Annotated in this window: 11 protein-coding genes; 8 read left to right on the top strand and 3 right to left on the bottom strand. The window is 72.1% G+C overall.

Annotated elements, in window-relative coordinates; translation table 11 throughout:
• Positions 1-35: 35 nt before the first annotated feature.
• From O1G22_RS16515 to sucD, 7 genes are all read left to right on the top strand, one after another.
• The gene (locus tag O1G22_RS16515) at positions 36-1,199 is read left to right on the top strand and encodes an ATP-binding protein (RefSeq protein WP_270082069.1); all 1,164 of its coding nucleotides are present in this window, start codon (positions 36-38) and stop codon (positions 1,197-1,199) included.
• Entirely contained in the window at positions 1,196-3,787 is a 2,592-nt protein-coding gene (locus O1G22_RS16510; RefSeq protein WP_270082068.1) for a DUF5682 family protein, read from the top strand. The genes O1G22_RS16515 and O1G22_RS16510 overlap by 4 nt, the downstream gene beginning before the upstream one ends.
• Positions 3,784-5,112, top strand: coding sequence for a VWA domain-containing protein (locus O1G22_RS16505; RefSeq protein ID WP_428986370.1), 1,329 nt, complete (start codon positions 3,784-3,786; stop codon positions 5,110-5,112). The genes O1G22_RS16510 and O1G22_RS16505 overlap by 4 nt, the downstream gene beginning before the upstream one ends.
• A gap of 559 nt (positions 5,113-5,671) precedes the next feature.
• Entirely contained in the window at positions 5,672-6,145 is a 474-nt protein-coding gene (locus O1G22_RS16500) for a hypothetical protein (protein WP_270082067.1), read from the top strand.
• A gap of 160 nt (positions 6,146-6,305) precedes the next feature.
• Positions 6,306-7,205 (top strand): hypothetical protein, encoded by a 900-nt coding sequence (locus O1G22_RS16495; protein ID WP_270082066.1) that lies wholly within the window; start codon positions 6,306-6,308, stop codon positions 7,203-7,205.
• A 450-nt stretch (positions 7,206-7,655) separates the two neighbouring features.
• On the top strand, positions 7,656-8,837 hold the full coding sequence (sucC, locus tag O1G22_RS16490) for an ADP-forming succinate--CoA ligase subunit beta (RefSeq protein WP_270082065.1): 1,182 nt from the start codon (positions 7,656-7,658) through the stop codon (positions 8,835-8,837).
• A gap of 28 nt (positions 8,838-8,865) precedes the next feature.
• Positions 8,866-9,750, top strand: a complete 885-nt coding sequence (sucD, locus tag O1G22_RS16485; RefSeq protein WP_270082064.1) for a succinate--CoA ligase subunit alpha — start codon at positions 8,866-8,868, stop codon at positions 9,748-9,750.
• 77 nt (positions 9,751-9,827) lie between these two features.
• On the opposite strand, the gene O1G22_RS16480 is transcribed toward sucD, so the two are convergent.
• A complete protein-coding gene (locus O1G22_RS16480) occupies positions 9,828-10,925 on the bottom strand; it encodes an RNA polymerase sigma factor (RefSeq protein ID WP_428986495.1) in 1,098 nt (365 codons plus the stop codon).
• Between O1G22_RS16480 and O1G22_RS16475 the strand changes: the two genes are divergently transcribed.
• A complete protein-coding gene (locus tag O1G22_RS16475) occupies positions 10,809-12,452 on the top strand; it encodes a cell division protein PerM (protein ID WP_428986494.1) in 1,644 nt (547 codons plus the stop codon). The genes O1G22_RS16480 and O1G22_RS16475 overlap by 117 nt on opposite strands.
• Before the next feature lie 16 nt (positions 12,453-12,468).
• Here the strand turns inward: O1G22_RS16475 and O1G22_RS16470 are convergent, their stop codons facing one another.
• Together O1G22_RS16470 and O1G22_RS16465 are read right to left on the bottom strand one after the other, a co-directional pair.
• Entirely contained in the window at positions 12,469-15,273 is a 2,805-nt protein-coding gene (locus O1G22_RS16470) for a hypothetical protein (RefSeq protein WP_270082061.1), read from the bottom strand.
• A 73-nt stretch (positions 15,274-15,346) separates the two neighbouring features.
• Positions 15,347-20,008 (bottom strand): LamG-like jellyroll fold domain-containing protein, encoded by a 4,662-nt coding sequence (locus O1G22_RS16465; RefSeq protein WP_270082060.1) that lies wholly within the window; start codon positions 20,006-20,008, stop codon positions 15,347-15,349.
• Positions 20,009-20,031: the final 23 nt, after the last annotated feature.

Below are 20,031 nucleotides of genomic sequence, written 5' to 3'. Positions count from 1 at the left end.
GATCCGAACCGGCCGAGCTGGAGGGGGCCTCAGCCATGACTGTGTCCGTGGAAGCGACGTCCGTCGAAGCGTCGTCCGAGGGAGCGTCGTCCGTCGGAGTGAACGGGAGCCAGGAGGCGGCGCCGGTGCTGCGGCCGCACGCCGAGCATGCCTTCGCCGCCGAACTCACCGCGCTCGCGCAGCAGGACGACCGCCCGCGTCCGGCCCGCTGGAAGCTGTCGCCGTGGGCGGTGGCGACGTATCTGCTCGGCGGCACCCTGCCGGACGGCACGGTGATCACACCCAAGTACGTGGGCCCGCGCCGCATCATCGAGGTCGCCGTCACCACACTCGCCACCGACCGCGCCCTGCTCCTGCTCGGCGTCCCCGGCACCGCCAAGACCTGGGTCTCCGAACACCTCGCGGCCGCCGTCAGCGGCGACTCGACCCTGCTGGTCCAGGGCACGGCCGGCACCCCGGAGGAGGCGATCCGGTACGGCTGGAACTACGCGCGCCTGCTCGCGCACGGCCCGAGCCGCGACGCCCTCGTGCCCAGCCCCGTCATGCGCGCCATGGCCGAGGGCATGACGGCCCGCGTCGAGGAGCTGACCCGTATCCCGGCCGACGTGCAGGACACGCTGATCACGATCCTGTCCGAGAAGACGCTGCCGATACCGGAGCTGGGCGAAGAGGTCCAGGCGGTCCGCGGGTTCAACCTCATCGCCACCGCCAACGACCGGGACAGAGGCGTCAACGACCTCTCCAGCGCGCTGCGCCGCCGCTTCAACACCGTGGTGCTGCCGCTGCCGGAGAGCGCCGAGTCCGAGGTCGACATCGTCACGCGCCGGGTCGAGCAGATCGGCCGCTCCCTCGACCTGCCGGCCGCGCCCGACGGCATCGAGGAGATCCGCCGCGTCGTGACCGTCTTCCGCGAGCTGCGCGACGGCGTCACCGCCGACGGCCGTACGAAGCTGAAGTCGCCCAGCGGCACGCTCTCCACCGCCGAGGCGATCTCCGTCGTCACGGGCGGTCTCGCCCTGTCCGCGCACTTCGGCGACGGCGTGCTGCGTCCGGGCGACATCGCCGCCGGCATCCTCGGCGCGGTCGTCCGCGACCCGGCGGCCGACCGGGTCGTCTGGCGGGAGTACCTGGAGACCGTCGTCCGCGAGCGCGAGGGCTGGACGGACTTCTACCGGGCCTGCCGGGAGGTGAGCGCATGACCGGCACGAGCCGGCCGCTCCTGCTGGGCGTACGGCATCACGGGCCCGGTTCCGCGCGTGCGGTGCGGGCCGCACTGGACGCCGCCCACCCGGCCACCGTCCTGATCGAGGGCCCGCCCGAGGCCGATGCGCTGATCCCGCTGGCCGCCGACCCCGGTCTGCGGCCCCCGGTCGCCCTGCTGGCCCACGCCGTGGACGAGCCCGGCCGCTCGGCGTTCTGGCCGTTCGCCGAGTTCAGCCCCGAGTGGGTGGCGATCCGCTGGGCCCTGGAACATGGCGTCCCGGCTCGCTTCATCGACCTGCCGGCCACGCACACGCTCGCGTGGGAGGGGAGCGAGGAGCGGGCGGCGCCTCCCGACGGGCATGAGCAGGGGAACGGGTACGGGCACGGGCCGGACACGGCTGCTGGTGCTGGTGCTGGTGCTGGTGCCGGTTCCGGTGTTGGTGAGCCTGGGGGCGGCGATGAGCCCGAGGACGCCCGCGACCACATCCGGATCGACCCGCTCGCCGTGCTCGCCGAGGCCGCCGGTTACGACGACCCCGAGCGGTGGTGGGAGGACGTCGTCGAGCACCGGGGCCCGGGGGAGCGCGACCCCTTCGCGCCGTTCGCCGCCCTGGAGGAGGCGATGGGGGCGCTGCGCGAGCGGTACGGCACCGGCGGGCACGCGCGGGACCTCGTGCGTGAGGCGCACATGCGGATCCAACTGCGTGCCGCGCGCAAGGCGTTCGGGGACGAGGTGGCGGTGGTGTGCGGGGCCTGGCACGTGCCCGCGCTGCGTGAGAGGACCACCGTCGCCGCCGACCGGGGCCTGTTGAGGGGGCTGCCCAAGGTCAAGGCGGACCTGACCTGGGTGCCCTGGACACACCGCAGGCTGGCCCGGGCCGGCGGATACGGCGCGGGCATCGAGTCGCCCGGCTGGTACGCCCACCTGTTCCACGCCCCCGACCGGCCGGTGGAGCGGTGGCTGACCAAGGTGGCGGGGCTGCTGAGGGAGGAGGACCGGATCGTCTCCTCCGCCCATGTCATCGAGGCGGTCCGGCTCGCCGAGACCCTGGCGGCGCTGCGTGGCCGTCCGCTGCCCGGGCTCGGGGAGACCACCGACGCCGTGCGCGCGGTGATGGGCGACGGCTCCGATGTGCCGCTGGCGCTGGTGCACGACCGGCTGGTGGTCGGGGACGTGCTGGGGGAGGTGCCGGAGTCGGCCCCGGCCGTGCCGTTGCAGCGCGACCTGGCCCGGCAGCAGCGTTCCCTGCGGCTCAAACCGGAGGCGCTTGAACGGGAGTTGGAGCTGGACCTGCGCGGGGACACCGACGCCGGCCGCAGCAGACTGCTGCACCGACTGCGGCTGCTCGGCGTCGGCTGGGGCGAGCCGGCCCGGTCCCGGGGGAGTACGGGCACCTTTCGGGAGACATGGCGGTTGCGCTGGGAGCCGGAGCTGTCGGTGCGGGTCGCCGAGGCGGGGGTGTGGGGGACGACGGTGCGCTGCGCGGCGCAGGCCAAGGCGGAGGCGGACGCGGCGGCCGCGTGTGCCCTCGCCGATGTCACGGCGCTCGCCGAGCACTGTCTGCTCGCCGGGCTGCCGGACGCCCTGCCCGTCGTCATGCGGGCGCTCGCCGACCGGGCCGCGCTCGACACGGACGTCGGCCACCTCGCCCAGGCCCTGCCCGCCCTCGTCCGCTCCCTGCGCTACGGCGACGTGCGCGGCACCGACACCGGCGCGCTGGCCGGGGTCGCGGCGGGCCTCGCCGAGCGCATCTTCATCGGCCTGCCCCCGGCCTGCACCGCGCTCGACACGGACGCGGCGGAGGAGATGCGCGGCCATCTGGACGCCGTGCACGCGGCGGTGGGGTTGCTGGCGGAGACGCCGGTCGCGTCGAGTGCCGCGGGTGGTGAGGCCGGGAACGGCGAGGGGGGGAACGGTGGGGCCGGGAACGGAGAGGCCGGGACCGGTGGGGGGACTGGCGGTGGGACCGGCGGTGGGGCCGGCGCTTTCGGTGCCGATGCGGGCGCCGGCGCCGGTTCCCGCGCTGGGTACGGCGATCTGCGGAGCCGTTGGCGGGCCGTGCTGCGGGCGCTGGCGTTGCGCGACACCGTGGCCGGTGTTCTGCGGGGGCGATCGGTGCGGTTGTTGCTGGACGAGGGTGCGCTGGGGTCTGAGGAGGCGGCGCGGTTGATGGGGCTCGCCCTGTCGCCTGGGACGCCGCCCGCCGACGCGGCCGCCTGGATCGAGGGCTTCGTCGGCGGCGGGGGCGGGCTGTTGCTGGTCCACGACGAGCGACTGCTCGGCCTGGTCGACAGCTGGCTGACGGGGGTGCCGGCGGAGGCGTTCGCCGGCGTACTGCCGCTGCTGCGGCGCACGTTCGCGGCGTACGAGCCGGGGGTGCGCAGAACCCTCGGGGAACTGGTCCGGCGCGGCCCGGGAGAGGCGAGAGGCCGGGCCGGGGCGGGCAGCGGAACGCCCGGCTTCGCCGCCGAACCGGACGCCGGGCGCGCCGACGCCGTGCTGCCGGTGCTGCGGCTGCTGCTCGGCCTGGACGAGAAGCCAAGGATGACGGACGACAACAGCCTTGCGGGGGTGGGCACATGACAACCGAACGGATCACACCAGAGGCCGCCTCGGGCACCGGCCTCGGCACCGCTGCCAGCCCTGGCCCCGTCGCTGGCATAGGCAGCGGTGTCGCCGCCGGCCCCGGCACTGCCTCTGCCCCCGCCCCTGGCCCCGGCCCCGGCACAGTCACTCACCCCACTCACCCCGCCGACCCCGCCGACCCCGCGCGGGAGCGTTTGCGGCGGTGGCGGTTGGTGCTTGGCGGGGACCAGGCCGATGGCACCGGGTGTGCGTTGTCCGGGCGGGACGCGGCGATGGACGGGACGCTCGCCGCGCTCTATGGCAAAGGGGACAAACCGCAGGCGGGGCGGGAGCGTTCGGCCGGGCTCGGGGCCTCGGCGCCGTCAGTGGCGCGCTGGCTGGGGGACATCCGCCGCTACTTCCCGTCCTCCGTTGTCCAGGTCATGCAGCGCGACGCCATCGATCGGCTCGGGCTCTCCTCGCTGCTGCTGGAGCCGGAGATGCTGGAGGCGGTGGAGGCCGATGTGCACCTGGTCGGCACGCTGCTGTCGCTCAACAAGGCGATGCCGGAGACCACCAAGGAGACGGCGCGCGCGGTCGTCCGCAAGGTCGTCGAGGACCTGGAGCAGCGGCTCGCGACCCGGACACGGGCCACGCTCAACGGCGCCCTCGACCGCAGCGCCCGTATCAGCCGCCCGCGTCACCACGACATCGACTGGAACCGCACCATCGCGGCCAACCTCAAGCACTATCTCCCCGAGTACCGCACGGTCGTGCCGGAACGGCTCGTCGGCTACGGGCGGGCCGCGCGGTCGGTGAAGAAGGAGGTGGTGCTCTGCATCGACCAGTCCGGTTCCATGGCCGCGTCCGTGGTCTACGCGTCCGTGTTCGGGGCGGTGCTCGCCTCCATGCGGTCGATCAGCACCCGGTTGGTCGTCTTCGACACGGCGGTGGTCGACCTCACCGACCAGCTGGACGATCCGGTCGACGTCCTCTTCGGCACCCAGCTCGGCGGCGGCACGGACATCAACCGGGCGCTCGCCTACTGCCAGTCGCAGATCACCCGGCCCGCCGAGACGGTGGTCGTGCTGATCAGTGACCTGTACGAGGGCGGCATCCGCGACGAGATGCTCAAGCGGGTGGCGGCGATGAAGGCGTCCGGGGTGCAGTTCGTGGCACTGCTCGCGCTCTCGGACGAAGGAGCGCCGGCGTACGACCGGGAGCACGCGGCCGCGCTCGCCGCGCTGGGCGCACCGGCCTTCGCCTGCACACCCGACCTGTTCCCCGAGGTGATGGCGGCGGCTCTGGAGAAACGGCCGCTGCCGAAACCGGACACGGCATGACACAGGCGGTAAAAGGGATATGTCTACCCATCGGTAACAGGGGGGTTGCGCGGCCCGAGGCGTGCCGTGCAAGGATCGGCGGAGCCCCTGTCGTGCCGATCCGAGAATGTTCCTCCCCTTGACTTTCCCAGCAACCCTCCTCGGTACCACCGTGCGCGTGTTGCGTACGGCGGCCGGGCGGCGTGTGCTCCAACTGGCGTTGCTGGTCGGCGGGCTGTTCGCGCTGGGGTTCGTCTGCGGCGCGCAGGCCCACGCGGCGGACGGAACCGTCCCGGTACCGGTGAAGGTGACGTCGGCGGGGTACGGGGCGGTGGGGCATGAGGGACTGGTGCGACCGGTACGGCCGGTGCGGCATGCACAACCGGCCGTGCCAGTACGGAATTTGCGTACGGTCGGCGAGCAGACCGTCGCGTCCGCGCGGGACGTGGTGACAGCTGTGTCCCGATCCGTGGCCCAATCCGCGGCCCAATCCGTGTCGCAGTCATTGTCGCTGTCACTGGCCCAGGCCGTTTCGCAGACGGTCTCTCAATCCGTCGAGACGGCGCGACCGCCGACCCCGATGCCCTCCCTGCCCCTGCCGGAGCTCGGCCAGGACGCGGAGGTACCTGTGCTGCCGGTGCCGGGTGCGCAGGCTCCGGCGCCCCACCTGCGGTACCGCGGAGGCCCGGCGGCTCGGCCCACGGCTCCGGCGCCGCGGAAGCATGCCCGTGCCGGGGCCGGTACCGCCGTCACGGCGACGGCACCGCTCCTGTGGTACGGCCCGGACCTCACCCCCGTGCCGCAGAACCAGGCACGCACGCCCGGGCACCACGGCACCGCTGCCGGCGCCCCCGGTCGCCCTGAGCCCACGCGCGACACGGGCGGTGTGCTGGGTAAGCAGGCGGTCGACGGCAGCACGTCCCGCCACGGTGACGCGCACGCCGTCACCTTCGGCGATGGGGCGGCCCTGCGGCTCGTACCCGACGCCGCCGCGCGCGTCGACGCGCCCCGGACCCGGGAACGGCACCGGGACATCCTCGTCTTCCCCGGCTAGGCAGTACGGCTGACCTCCCCGCCACGGACCTGTCGCGCGAGGGCGGAACAGGTCTGCCCGTCCGTCCGGACCCCATCCCCAGCGATCACCTTCAGCGATCACCTTCAGCGATCTCCGGACGGAAACTCCCCAGCCGTTTCCGAAGAAATAGACGTACGTCATGAACAAGAGCATCCGCCGTTCGATCGTGATGGCCGCCGGTGTCACCGGCGCCAGGGCGCTCGGCTCGGCCGCGGCCAGCGCCGACGAGCTGTCCGTCACCTCCCTCTCCGTCCCGGACTCGGGCACGGATTCCGCCGCCGGGTCCGTCGACGGCGTCCTCACGGGCGTCCACGACACGGTCTCCGGTGTCCAGAAGACCGTTCACGACACCGTCTCCGGTCTGACCGGCACCGCCGCGTCGGCCGCCTCGACCGCCACCGACCAGGGAACGACCGTCATCAGCACCGCCGACCAGGCCGCCCGTTCCGCCGACGCGAGCGTTCCGGCCGCCGCGAAGGCTGTGCGGGGTGCCGAGGCCATCAAGGGCGCGCAGGCGGCCCGCGCGGAGCGGGCGCGGACGGCGCGGGTGCAGGGCCGCGTCGGGACTCCCGCCGAGCCCGGCGTCCAGGCCGGTCTCCAGGCCGGTCTCCGGGCCGGTGTCCGGGCCGGTGTCCAGGCCGGTGTCCGGGCCGAAGGGGCGTACGGAGCCGCCCACGGTGTCGCCCACGAGGCCGCGCATGCCGCCTCGGCCGTCGTCGGCGGCGGTGCGGTCGGCGGGGTGCCGGGCTACGCCGGCGGAATGGCCGGGCAGGTCGTGCGGGACACCACGGACGCCGTGCTGCCGCCGGTGGCCTCCGGCGCCGTGCACGGGGTCGTGCCGGTCGCGGGCGCGCTCGCCCACGGCGTGACCGGCGCGCTCGACGACACGGTCCGCCCGGCCGGCGGTTCGCCGGCCGGGCATGTCGTTGCCGGTGTCGCAGGCGTCACCCGGGTGGCCGTACCGCCGCCGCCGTACCTCCAGGACGCGGCCCACCTCCAGTACCCGTACGGCATACCGAATGCCGCTCGGGGCAGCTGAGAGCTGGGCCGAGCAGCCCTCCGCGGGGTGTCCGGACCCGGATGGCCGAATGCCGTCGGTTCGTCCGGCCGGGCCCCCTCGGGTGGGGCGGGTGGTCCCCATTGGGGTGGGGATCAACCGCCGCGGCCCCGGAGCCACCGGGGCCGGACCGGAGGCCTCACCGGGTCAACCCCAGCCCGGTGAGGCCTCGCACATCGAACGAAGCCGACCGAACACAGCCGAAGACGGCACGCCGTGCCAGCAGACCCGGCATCATGTGACAGGTATCACCGCTCGTGTGTGACCCTCGATTTAGGGAGCCCCCGCAAGCGGCGATAACCTGCGAGACGGACATGCCGCGCGCTCGGACACCGTGTGCGCCCCCCTTGTGACAAGCGGACGTCACGTTGCCCTTCGCGGCACGCCCACGCATCCAACGAACCGCGAGATCACTGATAGGGACGGAAGCGCGTGGACCTGTTCGAGTACCAGGCGAGGGACCTCTTCGCCAAGCACGATGTACCGGTGCTGGCCGGTGAAGTCATCGACACGCCTGAGGCGGCGCGCGAGATCACCGAGCGGCTGGGCGGCAAGTCCGTCGTCAAGGCGCAGGTGAAGGTCGGTGGTCGCGGCAAGGCCGGCGGCGTCAAGCTGGCCGCCTCCGCGGACGAGGCCGTCGCCCGTGCGACGGACATCCTCGGCATGGACATCAAGGGCCACACGGTCCACAAGGTCATGATCGCCGAGACCGCGCCGGAGATCATCGAGGAGTACTACGTCTCCTTCCTCCTCGACCGTGCCAACCGCACCTTCCTCTCCATCGCCTCCGTCGAGGGCGGTATGGAGATCGAGGAGGTGGCGGCCACCCGTCCGGAGGCCGTCGCCAAGACGCCGATCGACCCGATCGACGGTGTGGACGAGGCCAAGGCCCGCGAGATCGTCGAGGCCGCGAAGTTCCCGGCCGAGGTCGCGGACAAGGTCGCGAACGTCCTCGTCAAGCTGTGGGACACCTTCATCAAGGAGGACGCCCTCCTGGTCGAGGTCAACCCGCTGGCGAAGGTCGCCTCCGGCGAGGTCATCGCCCTCGACGGCAAGGTGTCGCTCGACGACAACGCCGAGTTCCGTCACCCCGACTTCGAGGAGCTCCACGACAAGGCCGCGGCCAACCCGCTGGAGGCCGCCGCCAAGGAGAAGAACCTCAACTACGTCAAGCTCGACGGCGAGGTCGGCATCATCGGCAACGGCGCGGGTCTCGTCATGAGCACCCTGGACGTCGTCGCGTACGCCGGTGAGAACCACGGTGGCGTCAAGCCCGCCAACTTCCTCGACATCGGCGGTGGCGCCTCCGCCCAGGTCATGGCGAACGGCCTGGAGATCATCCTCGGCGACCCGGACGTCAAGTCGGTGTTCGTCAACGTCTTCGGTGGCATCACCGCCTGTGACGAGGTCGCCAACGGCATCGTCCAGGCCCTGAAGCTGCTGGAGGACCGCGGCGAGAACGTCACCAAGCCGCTCGTCGTCCGCCTCGACGGCAACAACGCCGAGCTGGGCCGCAAGATCCTCACCGACGCCAACCACCCGCTGGTGCAGCGCGTCGACACCATGGACGGCGCGGCCGACAAGGCCGCTGAGCTGGCCCACGCCGCCAAGTAAGCACTCAGGACGAGGACACCAACACACCATGGCTATCTGGCTCAACAAGGACAGCAAGGTCATCGTCCAGGGCATGACCGGTGCCACCGGCATGAAGCACACCAAGCTCATGCTCGGTGACGGCACGCAGGTCGTGGGCGGCGTGAACCCGCGCAAGGCGGGCACCACCGTGGACTTCGACGGCACCGAGGTACCGGTCTTCGGCACCGTCAAGGAGGCCATCGACAAGACCGGCGCCAACGTCTCCGTCATCTTCGTGCCGGAGAAGTTCACCAAGGACGCGGTCGTCGAGGCCATCGACGCCGAGATCCCGCTGGCCGTCGTGATCACCGAGGGCATCGCCGTGCACGACTCGGCCGCCTTCTGGGCGTACGCCGGCAAGAAGGGCAACAAGACCCGCATCATCGGCCCGAACTGCCCCGGCATCATCACCCCGGGCCAGTCGAACGTCGGCATCATCCCGGGCGACATCACCAAGCCGGGCCGCATCGGCCTGGTCTCGAAGTCCGGCACGCTGACGTACCAGATGATGTACGAGCTGCGTGACATCGGCTTCTCGACGGCCGTGGGCATCGGCGGTGACCCGATCATCGGCACCACCCACATCGACGCCCTGGCCGCGTTCGAGGCCGACCCGGAGACCGAGCTCATCGTGATGATCGGTGAGATCGGTGGCGACGCCGAGGAGCGCGCGGCCGAGTTCATCAAGAAGAACGTGACCAAGCCGGTCGTCGGCTACGTCGCGGGCTTCACCGCGCCCGAGGGCAAGACCATGGGTCACGCCGGCGCCATCGTCTCCGGCTCCTCCGGCACCGCACAGGCCAAGAAGGAGGCCCTGGAGGCCGCGGGCGTCAAGGTCGGCAAGACCCCGACCGAGACGGCCAAGCTCGCCCGCGAGATCCTGGCCGGCTGAACAGCGCGTAGCTGAACAACGCCATAGAGGCACGCCGGTAGGCCCGTTCCCCGCGGTGGGGGCGGGCCTACCGCCGTTCACCTGGCCAACGGCACCAGCCGCTCCGGGCCGCTCCGCTCCGACTTGCTGAGCTTCGTCCGCAGGGCCTGCACGGCCGGGGACAGCGGACCGGGCGCCACCCGGGGCGGAACTCCCGCGACCGCCTCCGCCGGCGCGACCGGCGGCTCGTAGTGCGTCGGTGCCGTCCGCAGCGTGAGTGCCGTCGCGCCGATGATCGTCACCGTGAACGCGATCGCCACCCGGGTCCAGAAGACGTTGCGCCGCTCGCCGACGGTCCGCACCACCGTCGGCTTGGGCGCGCGCAGCCGCTCCGCCGAGGCCAGTTCGAGCAGCCGGCGGTGCAGCACGGCGGGGTCGGCCAGCTCCGGGACGCGGGCCGCCACCGCCTGCCGGGCGTGGGTCAGCCGGTTCGCCGCCGCCGGGGTGCTGGCCTCCGTCTCCGCCGCCGTCTCCGGCAGATCGAGGCCCACACCGTCGTACAGGACGAGCGTGCGCCGGTACGACGGCGGCAGCTCCAGCAGGGCGTGCAGTACCGCGCGGTCGGCCGGGTCGGCGGGCGGCGGCTCCGGGTTCCGGTAGCGGGGGCGGAAGCGGTGCCAGGGGGAGAGCGCGCAGTCGTACGCCACCGCCCGCACCCAGCCGCCCGGATCCCGGTCCCGCGCGACCTCGGGCCAGCGCTGCCAGGCCAGCTGGAACGCCCGCTCCACCGCCTCCCGGGCCAGCTCCCGCCGTCCGGTGAGCAGATAGGTCTGGCGTACGAGGGCAGGGGCGCAGAACGCGTAGAGCGCGTCGAAGGCCTGAACGGGCGTCAGGCCCGCATCTGCCTGAGTCTGCGTCACCGTGCGCTGCCCTTCCGTACGAAAAAGAACATAAACATATCTTGAGCGACACTTCCGAAGTTCGCCCGTTACGACGGGAAAGCGTGTGTCGTTGGGAGCATGGCGGGCGTGATTCCGATGACCGCTCGCCGACCGTCGCTGTCGCCCCTGCTGACCCGGCTGCGTGACCGCTCGCCCGGACTCGCCGGGAGCCTCCTGGGCGGTGCCGTCGCCGCCGGACTGGGGCTCGGCTCGTTCGCCGTCCTCATGATGGTGCTGTGGGTCAGCTCGCCGTATCCCGACAGCGGTCCGGGGGGCGCGCTGCACATCGCCGCCGCCCTGTGGCTGCTGGCGCACGGTGTCGAACTCGTCCGCACCGACACGCTCTCCGGCGCGCCCATGCCGGTCGGCGTCACCCCCCTGCTGCTGCTCGCGCTGCCGCTCTGGCTGGTGTACCGGGCGGCCCGGGTCGCCGTGGACGCGTCGCCCGCCGACGCCGAGGACGCACCGCCACCCGTACCCGCCCACACGGTGTGGACGGGGATCGTCCTCGGCTACCTCGCCGTCGGCTTCCCGGCCGCCCTGTACTGCGCAGGCGCCGGACTGCGCCCCGCCTGGCCCTGGGTGACGGCATGTCTGCCACTCGTCGCGACGGTCTCGGCGGCGGCCGGGGTGTGGTCGGCGTACGGCCGCCCGCGCGGGCCAGTGCTGAGTGTGCTGGTGGTGCTGCCGGGGCCGGTGCGGCGGCTGGTGTTCGGTACGGACGCGCGGCGGCTGGGCACGGCCGTACGGGCGGCCGGTGCCGCGACCGCCGTGCTCCTCGGCGGCGGGGCGGCGCTGGTCGGTGCGTCGCTGGTGTGGCACGGCGGTGCGGCGCGGGCCTCCTTCCTCCAGCTGACGGAGGGCTGGACCGGACGGTTCGCGGTCCTGCTGCTCGGGATCGCCCTGATCCCCAACGCGGCGGTGTGGGCGGCGTCGTACGCCCTCGGCCCCGGCTTCACCCTCGGCACCGGACACGCGGTCAACGCGCTCGCCTCCCACCCGCCCCTCCTCCTGCCGCCGTTCCCGCTGCTGGCGGCGGTACCGGACCCGGGCCCCGGGGCGCCCCCCAACTGGGCGGCGGGAGTGGTGCCGGTGGTGGCCGGGGTGACGGCGGGGTGGTTCGTGGCGCGGGCGGCCGTACCGCGGCCGGGGCGGGGCGAACCGGCGTCGGCCCGCTGGTCGGCGGCCGGTACCGCCGGGGTGGTCCTGCTGACCGCGCTGGTCTGCGCGGCCGTCCTCGCCCTGCTCGCCAGACTGTCCGGCGGCCCCTTGGGCGTGGCCGCGCTGGCCCGCTTCGGCCCGGTGTGGTGGCAGACCGGGGGAGCGGCCGGGGCCTGGACGGCGGTGTTCGCGCTGCCGGTGGCCCTGACGGTACGGGCGTGGCGGCTGTGGCGACGCCGGAAGCGGGACGCGGAGATCCCGACGCAGGGCAGGACGAAGGAGGAGAGCAAGGCGCAGGAGCAGGGGAAGGAGAAGGAGCAGAGGAAGGAGAAGAGCAAGGAGAAGGGCAAGGTGAAGGAACCGAAGAAGGCCGCGGACACGCAGACGGAGACCGTGCCCGCCGGGACCGGCGCCACCACCGACGAGGAGGAGTTCTACGACGTCCTCCCCGCCGACGACCCCTTCCCCCCGGACTGGCACGACGACCTCGCCCGCGCCTCCCGCTGGGCGGCCCTGCGCGAGGCGGCGACCCTGACCGACACCGCCGGCGAGTCCGACGAGCTCGCCGACGCGCCCGGCGGGCACCCCCGTGTCCCGGAGCCTCCCGCCGAGCCCGTCTGACGCCCCTACGACTACGTCATCGCGCCGTGGTGCTGGTGCCGGTGGCCCAGAGGGCACCGCCCTTGCCCGGCCCTCCGGTGCTCGTGTAGACGACGACGTTGCCGTCGTTCTGCACCATCGCGTACGCGCCGGAGTGGTGGTTGGTGCCGGTCGACCACAGCGCCCCGCCGCCGCTCTTGTAGACGACGAGGTTGCCGTCCGTCTGCATCACGGCGTACGCGCCCGGGTGGCCGTAGGTACGGCTGGACCACAGGGCGGCGCCGTCACGCCGGCGGTACAGCACCAGGTTGCCGTCCGTCTGCATGACCAGGCGGGTGTAGGTGCCCTGTGTCCACCAGCCGGGCTTGAGGGTGGTGCCGCCGTAGATGCTCTGCGGCCGGGCGTAGGTGCCGCTCGACCAGAGCGGTGCGGTGCTCGCCCTGTTGTAGACGACGATGTTGCCGTCGTCCTGCACGGTGGCGTACGCGCCCGCGTGGCCGTACGTCCGGCTCGACCACAGGGCGCCGCCCTTGCCGGCGCCTCCGCCGGCCGTGTAGACGACGAGGTTGCCGTCGGTCTGCATCACCGCGTACGCACCGGTGTTGCCGCTCGTCCCGGTCGACCAGACCACCTGGCCCGCGCCCTTGCCGGTGTTCAGGCGGGCCACGAGGTTGCCGTCGGTCTGCATGGTCAGCGTCATGGTCGAGCTGCTCAGGCTGTGCCCGGGGGCGAGTTGCTGGCCGGGGTAGATGAAGGCGCCCGCTGCGGGGGCGGGGGTGGAGGCGGGGATGTGCGGGTCGACGAGGTGGACGTTCTTGCCGCTGTCCAGGTAGGCGATGCCGCCCTGGTACTTGTCGACGGCCCAGGACACCCGGCGGTCGTCGGCGACGGGACCGGCGGGCAGGCCGGCCAGGTCGGTGGTGGTGGCGGTGCCGGTGTGGACGTCGGTGAGGGTCAGTTTGCCCGCCGACGTGTCGTGCTCGACCACGACTCCGTCGCCGAGCTGGGCGGGACCGGCGGTGGGTACGGGGACGTCCTCGCCGGTGGCCAGGTCGTGCACGCCGGCAGGGCCCGAGGGCCCGCAGGACCAGTACACCCAGTGCTGCGCTGCGGCCTGCAACTCGCTGGGGACGCAGGGGGCGTCGGTCGGGACGGTCTGGACGGTGCGCTGGGTGGTGAGGTCGATCTGGGTCAGCGTGCCTGCCGTGCTCCCGGGGACCCACACCGTGGAGCCGGACAGCGCGGCGGCGGATATCGGGCGGCTGAACAGGACGTGACTGGTGCCGCCCATGTCCGCGTCGCCGATGTACTGCTTCTTCGTGGAGCCGCCGTTGTAGACGACGTAGGGGCCCTCGGCGTCGACCAGGGTGCCGCCGGTGGCGCCGGGGGTGACCATCTCCGCGCTGTCGCCGGGCGACTGCACGGTGACGGCGTCACCCTCGGAGTTGGCGGCGGGCCACAGCTGCGAGATGTTCCCGTCGCCCGTGGCGATGGGCGGGTTGCAGGTGGCCGCGGTGTCGCAGTGGGTGGGGGCGAAGGGCGAGCCGAAGCTCTGCTCGGTGCCGTAGGAGGGCGGGGAACCCGGTTGGACGGTGCGGTCCCAGACCCAGTCCCCGTCGTTCCACTGCCGGCGGACCGTGAACAGCTTCCCGCCCGCCAGGGACAGGCCGTCGACGGGCGCGGGCACAGGGGGGTCGGAGTCGACGGCGGTGCCCATCGGGGTGCCGTCCGGTCCGGCGGTGAACCGGCGGGCCGCCCAGTCGGTGACGGACGAACCGCCCACGGCCACGACGCCGTCCGGCCCCTGGCGGACGGTGTTGACGTCGGCGTGGTCCAGGACCGGGGTCACCGTGGTCGAGCCGGACAGCGGCATCGTGTAGAGCGGGTAGCCGAGTGTGTCGTCGGTGGTGGATGCGCCGGTGTGCGAGACCGAGTAGGTGAACAGCAGGGAGTCGCCCCCGATGCCCACGGAGCGGAGGGCGCTGCTGTATCCGCTGCCCAGCGGGGCGGCCGGGACCTGCACAGTGCTCACGCTGCCGCTGGGAGCGGAGCGTGAAACGATCTGGAGCTGTCCCGCCGAGCCGGTCCCGGTGGCCCTCGTCGAGGTGTACCAGGCGATGTACTTGTCGGACAGGACGACGCGGGAGCCATTGACCAGCGGCCCCGAGACGGGGGTGACCGCACCGGTCGCCAGGTCCACCAGGGCCGCGCGGGCCGCGGTCGTGCCGCCCGTGTCCTGTATGTAGCGGATGACCACGGAGTCGGCGTCCCCGGCCAGCACCGTGGCCTGCGGTGTGGCGCCCTCGGGCCAGCCGGTGACCGGTGTGTCGGTCTGCTGTCCGTCAGCCGTGCCGAGCACATGGAAGCCCGTCACGGTTCCGTCCGCCGCCGTGGTGACCGTCAGCACGCGGGAGCCGAAAGTGCCCATGTACCTCTGTCCGGCACCCGGCCTGATGGTGGTGGTCGTACCGGAGTCCATGTCGTGCAGGTGGTACCCGTCGGCCGCCGCGCCGGCCACGATGTCGGAACCCGCACCGGAGTATCCGGGCATCTGGACGTCGCTCCTGGCCTCGGGCACCGGGATGTCCGGGCCGCCCGCGTACTTCGTCCAGACATAGCCGGACTGGGAGTAGGCCGAGCCGCTGGGCTGGTGCAGGAAGCCACCCGTGCCCGCGAACACGACGAGGTCCTTGGGCGGGTTGGTCAGAAGCGCGGCCGGTACGACCGTCTCGCTGGGCGAGTCGGCCGAGGCCATCGCCGCCGTCAGGGGCAGGGCCCCCGAAGCGAGGGCGCATGCCGCGGCGACCGCGATGCATCCGCTCCTCAGGGTGTGCTGGGCCACCCGTTCCTCCTTGGGAATGAGCCGGACCGGGCCCCCTTGGAAGGTGCCCGGTCCGGTCGTGGTCGGCGTGTCGTTACTGGTCGGTGTAGCGGCGGACAGGCGATGCGAGGCCGCCGTCGCCGTTGCTGTCGGCGGTGAGGGTGAACTCAGCCGGAATCTGGGTCGGGTAGTCGTAGTACAGGGCGAGGTCGGCCTTGCCGTCGCCGTTGAAGTCCCCGCCGGTCATGAACCGGGTGTTCGGTCCCCAGTCGATCTGCGACCACACGGTGCTGAGGGAGGAGGCGCCGCTGTTCAAGGTGAAGATCGCGTCGTGCTGGTTGTTGTTGTCCGCGTAGTTGTAGAACAGGGCGAGGTCGGCCTTGCCGTCGCCGTTGAAGTCACCCGCGGTCATGGACTTGGTGTTGGGGCCGAAGCTGGTGTCGTCCCAGATCTTGGCCGGTGCGGACAAGGCACCGGCGGTGCCCGCGGTCATGGTGAAGATCGCGTCGTGCTGGTTGTTGTTGTCCGTGTAGTTGTAGAAGAGGGCGAGGTCGGTCTTGCCGTCGCCGTTGAAGTCCCCGGCCGTCAGCATCTTCGTGTTGGGGCCGAAGACGGTGTCGTCCCACTGCTTGACCGGTGTGGCCAGAGCACCGCTGCCGGAGGACGCGGCGGTGAGGGTGAACACGGCGTCGTGCTGACCGTCGCTGTAGGTGTAGTACAGGGCGAGGTCGGTCTTGTGGTCGCCGTTGAAGTCCCCGGCCGCCATGAACTTGGTGCCCGGACCGAAGGCGGTGTCGTCCCACTGCTTGACCGGGGAGGTGAATCCGCCGCCGCCCGTCGCCGTGAGCGTGAAGATCGCGTCGTGCTGACCGTCGCTGTAGTTGTAGTACAGAGCGAGGTCGGTCTTGCCGTCGCCGTTGAAGTCGCCCGCGGCCATGGACTGGATGCCCGGCCCGAAGACCGGATCGTCCCAGACGAGACGGACGGGCTGGAAGCCGCCGTCACCCGCCGAGTCGGCCAGCGCGACGGTGATGGCGTCATGCCCGCTGCCGGCGTCGATGAGGTGGGCGACGTCAGCCTTGCCGTCGCCGTTGAAGTCCCCGGTCGCCTGGGCGATCACCGTGCCGGAGGGGACGTAGGGGACGTCGGCCAGGGCGGCGATCTGCGGGGCGGTGAGGGCCTGCTGGTAGGTGGTCACGTCCGCGACACTGCCGGTGAAGGCGGCGCTGCCGTTGCCGATGACGAAGGCGCCGGTGGCGTTCCACTTGGTGGTGTGGCCGGCGGTCGCCGCCTGCTTGCCGTTGACGTAAAGGGTCATGGTGCCGGCCGAGGCGTCATAGGTGGCGGTCAGCCGGGTCCAGGCGCCGATCTGGGCGGTGAGCCCACTGGCCGTGGCGGTGTCCGTGGTGGCGGACGTGGAATCGCTCTGCGGCATCTGGAACCGCCAGGTCTTGGACGCCGCGTCGGAGTAGACGGCGAAGCCGGACGTGCTGGATCCCTTCTGGCTGAGGACGGTGCCGCCGAGGGACTCGGGCTCGACCCACGCGGAGACGGTGAAACTGCCGTTGGTGGTGACGGCGGGGCCGCTGGTCTTCAGCGTGCCGGTGCCGTCGAAGTGGGCGGCGGCGGAGAACAGGTCGCCACTGGCCCAGGTCGCCCCGCCGCTGCCGCTCGCGCTCAGGGTGCCGGTCGTGTCCTTGGCCGTGGCGATGGCGCCCGTCTGGGCGTCATTGAGGGGCCAGGTGTCATGGGCGGCGGTGAGGGTGTCGAGGTTCTGCGTGAGCGTGGCCGACGTGGTGGTGGACAGGTTGGTGAACAGGTTCGCGGTGGTGGCGGCGCCGGCTCCGGTGGTCCACAGGTCGGGAGTGCCGTCGCCGTTGATGTCGGCTGCCTGCAGGGTGAGGGCCGCGCCGGTGTGGAAGCCGGTGGCAACCGGGTAGTCGGTGTAGGTCAGGGTGCCGCCGTAGGGGTCGGCGGAGAGGTTCTCCCACAGGTCGAGCCGGCCGGTGGACTTGTTCCACAGGAACATGGCCGTGCTGCTGCCGTTGCTGCCGGGCACCTGCATGGTGGCCAGCTGCCAGTTGTTCCAGTCGGCCGTGCCGTCCGGCGTGTTGACGGTGAGCGGCCAGGCCATCCAACTGCCGAGGATGCCCTGGGCCTGGTAGATGTTCAGCGCGTAGCCGTTGGTCGCGTCACCGGAGACGCCGATGAGGTCCGGGTACGGGCTGCCGCCGGCCGAGGTCGTGCCGGCGGCGCCGAGCTGGAGGGGGCTGTCGCCGTTGAAGTCCTGAAGGCTCAGCGAGGTGATGTTGTGGACGTCCTCGTTGTAGCGGGTGGCGAGAGCCGAACCGTCGCCGTTGCCGTTGATGATCGCTCCGCCGCCGGCATTGCTGCCCGTGGGGTAGTAGACGAGGACGTCCTGGAATCCGCTGCCGGTGAAGGGTCCGGTGAACGCCATGGCGCCGTCGAAGTCGGACGGTGAGCCGGCCGTGTTCAGTCCGCTGCCGTTGGCACCGATGTCGCTCGGCGAGGACACCACGTGCCCGTCACCGGTGGTCTTGCCCGTGTCGGCCTTGCCGCCGGCCAGCCACAGCCCGGAGGGCAGTCCGTTCTGGTGGCCGACGGTCAGCAGGTCGGGGATGTTGTCGCCGGTCAGATCGCCGTCGCCCTGCGGGCTGGCGGGGTTGGCGGAGTTGAAGGTGACGGACGCGGTGTCGCCGTAGTTGGACCCGGCGGACAGGCTGGACACCGACAGGACGTTGGTGTGCCGGGTGGGAGTGACCGAGATGGTGGCGTTGCCCGAGGAGTTGGCGATGACGTTCACCGGGGCGCCGCCGTTGAGCTGGTACTCGTAGCTGGACGGCGTGGTGCCGGTGCCCGGCGGGGCGATGGCGACGGTGAACGGCTGCCCGATGGTGGTGCTTCCGGGCTGGGCGATGACAGGGGTGCCCGGCCGGGTGGGGTCGAAGGAGAAGTGGCAGGTGGTCGACGTGCTGCCCCAGTACTTGAAGTCGCTGACCGCGACGTTCCAGTCGAACTCGGTGACCTTGCCGCCCGCGGCCTGCTCCAGCGTGGCCTTCGGGATCACATACACGGCCGTCGAACCGGACTGGCCGGTCAGGGAGTTGGAGTCCGACTGGGCGATGACGCTGCTCGTGTTGCCGTGCGGGAAGAGCTGGAAGTGCGCGCCGAGCGAGCCGCCGTCGGGGTCGGACATGCCCGCGTACAGGGTCACGTTGCCGTCACCGACGATGGCGTCGTCCTGGCAGGACGTCGACGGTGACGTGGTCAGGTGGGTGGGGGTGTCCGGCTTGTGGTCGTACGTGGTGGACACGGTGATCGTGTTGGCGAACTCCTTCCACCCGTACTTGTCCGTCTCGTCCCCGGCCTGCAGCCCGAAGGTGAGGTTGCTCGTCTTGGCGTTCGCCGCGCTCTGCATGACGCTGCCGATGTCGAAGCCGACGCCGGCGGCGGGGCAGGAGGAGTCCCAGCCGTGCGCGACGGTCTGCGAGCCGACCTCACTGATCATGCTGGGCGGGTTGTCCCACGTCGTGGACGAGGAGATGGTGCCGGTCTTCCACAGCTGCACCGGTGTGGCCGTGCACGAAGGAGACCATTCCTCGGTGAAGTTGAGCTGCGAGGACAGCACGGTGGAACCGTAGATCGCGGAGGGCACGCCGATCTGCACGAAGGAGCGTGCGGTGAAGGTGGGCGAGTCCCAGTACTGGTCGCCGACACGCAGCAGGTCGCTCGACTTCCAGTAACTGGAGCTGTGGTAGTACGAGTTGGTCTGCGTCCAGGCCTGGCGGGGGCTGGAGGCGGACGGGGCGTTGAAGTCGGGGTCGATGTAGACCGGGTACACCGTCCCGTGGCCCCTCAGCAGTGACCCCGAAGGCGTCAGCGCGATCCCCTTGGCCGTGACCTTGGTGGTGATGCCGGCGTGGTGCGCACCCTTGCCGGGACCCTGGGCGGACGAGGCGACGGGCTGGCCGCTGGCACGATCGACGTCACGACCGGTGAGCGGGTCGTGGACCACCGACGCGGCGGAGACATGGGAGGGGCTGGAGTCCCACATCTGGGGCGCGGACGCGGTGAAGACCGGGTGCCTGCCGTGGTCGGCCGCGGTGATGTTCCCGGCGCGGTCCGCGGAGACGGTCACCCCGTGGGCCCGGGTGGCCAGGGTGAGCTGCGCAAGGCCGGGGTTGGCTGCCGCCTGGGCGTTCTTGACGGCCAGGACCTCGGAGAAGCCGCCCTGGGCATCGGCGGTGACGATCAGGTCGACGCCGCTGAGCACGTTGCGGTAGGTGGCCGTCGCCCCGGACAGGGTCGGGGCCGGCAGCCGCATGGGCAGACTGAGCGCCAGGCTCCTGCCGCGGCTGTCCATGACGGCCAGTGGACCCGCGCCGCCGCCCGACAGGGTCAGATCACTGCTGGTGACCGCGGTGGCGATGCTGCCGTCGGCGTTCTTGTGCAGCGTCGGGTCGAGGGTCTTCCAGGTGTGCCCGAACCGCTTGCGCGCCGGAGCGAGCGACTGCGTGAGGGTGAACGTGCCGTTGGGATGCGCGGTCAGCGTACTGCTGTCGGTCGTCGCGGCCGTCGCGGCGGTGTCCTTGCCCGTCTTCCGCGCCCTGGCCGACGCCTCCTCGGCCGTCAGACCGAAACTCGCGGCCGTGCCTGCCTTGTGGGTGGAGGACGAGAGGGTGGCCGCGGAGGCCGAAGCCACAGGGAGTGCGCTGATGCCTGCGGCCAGCGTCATGACCACGACGGGTGCGCTGACCG

The sequence above is a fragment of the Streptomyces camelliae genome (assembly GCF_027625935.1).
Lineage (GTDB): Bacteria > Actinomycetota > Actinomycetes > Streptomycetales > Streptomycetaceae > Streptomyces > Streptomyces camelliae.
This window is presented reverse-complemented; position numbering and strand designations above follow the sequence as displayed.